This window comes from Acidimicrobiales bacterium, from assembly GCA_030747595.1.
GTDB lineage: Bacteria > Actinomycetota > Acidimicrobiia > Acidimicrobiales > MedAcidi-G1 > UBA9410.
Genome location: JASLKK010000027.1, coordinates 1 through 3,291 on the forward strand (window position 1 = coordinate 1; position 3,291 = coordinate 3,291).

Annotated in this window: 5 protein-coding genes; all 5 read right to left on the minus strand. The window is 63.7% G+C overall.

Going from position 1 to position 3,291, the window contains the following annotated elements; translation table 11 throughout:
* Window positions 1-600 (minus strand): sulfatase-like hydrolase/transferase (locus QF777_11775; GenBank protein MDP6912221.1); only part of this gene is annotated, 600 nt, incomplete at its 3' end.
* A gap of 13 nt (window positions 601-613) precedes the next feature.
* Complete coding sequence (locus tag QF777_11780; GenBank protein ID MDP6912222.1) at window positions 614-1,435, minus strand: MBL fold metallo-hydrolase; 822 nt, start codon at window positions 1,433-1,435, stop codon at window positions 614-616.
* Window positions 1,435-2,262, minus strand: coding sequence for a hypothetical protein (locus QF777_11785; GenBank protein ID MDP6912223.1), 828 nt, complete (start codon window positions 2,260-2,262; stop codon window positions 1,435-1,437). The genes QF777_11780 and QF777_11785 overlap by 1 nt, the downstream gene beginning before the upstream one ends.
* 131 nt (window positions 2,263-2,393) lie before the next feature.
* Window positions 2,394-2,579 carry a hypothetical protein gene (locus QF777_11790; protein ID MDP6912224.1) on the minus strand — a complete coding sequence of 62 codons (186 nt, stop codon included), beginning with the start codon at window positions 2,577-2,579 and terminating at the stop codon, window positions 2,394-2,396.
* Between the two features lie 6 nt (window positions 2,580-2,585).
* A partial coding sequence (locus QF777_11795; GenBank protein ID MDP6912225.1) for a haloalkane dehalogenase occupies window positions 2,586-3,291 on the minus strand: 706 nt, incomplete at its 5' end.

Below are 3,291 nucleotides of genomic sequence, written 5' to 3' on the forward strand. Positions count from 1 at the left end.
GACTAGGTCTTCGCTGAGGTGGTAGCCATCCTGGGGGGTTGACGGCGGATCAATGTGTGTGTTGTCGCGGACGAGTTCGGGATGGAACTGGTCGGTCTCGCCCTCCAGGAATCCGTAGAACCGGTCGAAACCGCGCCCTAGCGGCCACTGGTCAAATGGCCCGGCCGCTGAAGTGTCCTCCGTCGGCGCCAGGTGCCACTTTCCGGCGCAGAAGGTGGCGTACCCCTCGGCATGGAGTACCTCTGCGATGGTGGACGCCGAGTTCGAGATGTGGCCCAGCTGGTGCGGGAACCCGGTGCGCCAGTTGGAAACGCCTCGCAGTCCCACTGCGTGCTGGGACCTACCGGTCAGCAAGGCCGCACGCGTCGGCGAGCACAGTGGTGTCACGTGGAAGTTCGTGAACTGCACGCCGTCAGCAGCGAGCGCGTCCACACTGGGGGTGTCGATGTCGGAGCCGTAGCAGCCGAGTTGGGCGAAGCCTGTGTCGTCAAGAAGCACGATCACCACGTTGGGTGCGTCCTCACCTGGGTGGGGTGGCTCCATGTAGTCCGGCTCGGAGTCCGCCAGCGTCCGGCCGATCGTTCCCTTGAACTCGGTCATTGGATCTCCTTGCTCAGGTGGTGACCGTGGTGAGGTCGTCGCCGACGATGACTTCACCGGAATAGTGCTCGGCAGCGATAGCCATCCACTCCGGGTACCGCTCGGGCGTGGGTGCCGGCACCATGTGGGTGAGAGCGAGTCGCTTGGCGGCGACCCGTTCGGCCGTCTGGGCCGCCTCCACGACGCCGGAGTGGTAGTCGAGGATGTCCTGCATCATGCCGAGCGGGATCATTTCGACGAGGTCACGACGAATCACTGTTTGGACGTAGACATCGGTGTTCCGAGCTAGTTCGTCGACCCCATCACACGGAATCGTGTCTCCGACGATTGCCGCTGTGCTGCCGTCATGCTCGATGCGAAAGCCGATTGTCGGCCGCACGGGTGCGTGTTCGGTCGCCGCCGTGTCGATCTTGACATCACCGAGGGCGAACGAGTCGCCGGGTGCCAACTCGGTGACGTTCACCAGGGGTGGATTGGTCAGTAGGTCGTGATGCTCCATCCGGTAGCCGATATCTGGCTCCAGTGCGTGTAGCTGCCGGTCAACGAACTCAGCCGTGCCGATCGGACCATAGATCGGCAGTGTCGCTTTGCCCTGCGACATCACCCAGTGGGTGGTGATCACGTCGTTGAGCGCGCATATGTGATCACTGTGCAGATGGGTGACAAGTACCCCGGCGAGCAGCCCCGGAAGCGACCCGGCGCCAGCCATTCGCATCACCACCCCCCGGCCGGCATCGACGAGGATGTGGGTGTCGCCCGCCTTCACCAGGGTGGACGGGCCAGCCCGGTTGGCGTCAGGTAGGGGCGACCCGGTCCCGGTGAGGATGACCTCCACTACGGCCCCTCTTCTTGATCAACGGAGGCCGTCAGTCGATTGACGAGTGGTCTGGTCACCAAGGCGTATGTATCGGCGATAGCCGACTCTCGATAATCACGTTGCGCGGTAAGACGATCTGGGTCCATGGCAACAGCCATGAAGGCCCGCCGGCTTGGAAAGGTATTGAAACGAACCTGGTCCCAGCGCCGTCCGTCACCGATGATCGTGCCCTCGACAGCGAACCATCCTGCAACGCTCGCACCATGTGGGGCCGCGACCCGTCCAGCGTGCTTGGAGTAGGACTCCATGCCTGTAGGCGATTGGGCCCCGACGGCGTCGTGGAAGGACAGCACGTGGACCACCATCACCTCGCCGTCATCGGTGGTCGGCGGGTGGGGCACCTCGCTCCAGTCAGGAAGATCGAAGACGCCCCAATTGGCTCCTAGCATCGGCTGGGTCCCCATGACGATCGTCCTGGCCATTCCCGCGTCCTTGTGCTCGTGGAGGCGCTGGAAGTCGTCGTGTTGCTGCATGTCGATGAAACTGCGGCGCGTCGGGTACTTGACCACCGCTACTCGGTCCCACTCCGGCTCGTCGCCTAGCAACTGGTCCTGCACGTCAGCCACGAATACGATTTCGGCACCCACGGCGGCTAACGGAGCCGTCGGGGTGTAAAGGTCGTCGGCCTCACGCCCGCTGATGGTCGCGTCGCGACCATCGGCGTAGTCGGCTGCCGTGCGGTAGCTCATTAGGTTCACCATCCACACCGGGCCATCTTCGTCCGGCGAGGTGGATGCCAGGCGCCGGCCATACCCGGTGTCGATCTGCCCGTAGCGGGGACTCATCAGAGTTGCTCCATCATGGACTGGTCCTTCATCGTTGCTTTTCTCGAGTTCCGTTCGATTAGGTGATCGTCGTTATCGATCCGGTGATTTGCCATGGCGTCTCACCGTCGGTTCGTGTTCTCGGACCCCACTCACGTGAGGCGGCCTCCGACGAAGTCGTCGATGAGCTGGGCCAGGTCGGTGCCGCAGTCCTCTTGTATGAAATGTCCGCCGCCTTCGATGGTGCGGTGGGGTTGCCCTTGGGCGCCGGGGACAAGGGTGCGGAACGGTTTGTCGCCACCTCGGGTGACCGGGACCAGGTCGCTGACGCAACACAAGAGCGGCTACTCCCAGGCCTTCAGCGTTACCCATGCAGCCGTGTTCTCGGCACCTTCGGGGCCGTCCGGTGACGTAACAACCAGTGATGGCCAGATACGGGCCCCAGCCTTGTACGAGTCATCAGGAAACGGTGCGTCGTAAGCGGCGATCTCGTTCGGTGAGAGGTCGCGTACGCATGCCCGGTTGATCAGTTCGCCGATCGGGAACACCGGTGAGTCCTGGGAGAACTTCTGCCAGGCCATGAACGCTTCCCCCGGTGGGGGCGTTCCTGTAGGAAGACCGGTGTTGGACAGGACGATCCGGGCAAATCGGTCAGGTTCGGCGGTGATTAGTCGCAGTCCGATCAGTCCACCCCAGTCCTGCCCGAAGAATGTGACGTCGTTGAGGCCAAGGTGTTCGAACACCAAGCTCGACATCCAGGCGACGTGGCGGGCGTACGTGTAATCACCCATCTCTATGGGCTTGTCACTGCGCCCGAAGCCGATCTGGTCGGGTACGACGACCCGGTGCCCGGCAGCAACCAGTGGCGGAATCATGTGCCGGTACAGGTACGCCCATGACGGCTCGCCGTGCAGGAGTAGCACCGGCGAAGCATCGGCTGGCCCCTCGTCGAGGTAGTGCACTCGCAGCTCTCCGTCGCCGGCGCTTCGACCGCCTCGCGCTCGGCGCGCTCGCGGGCCCGGATGCGGTCGCCGCCGAAGGCCCGGACGA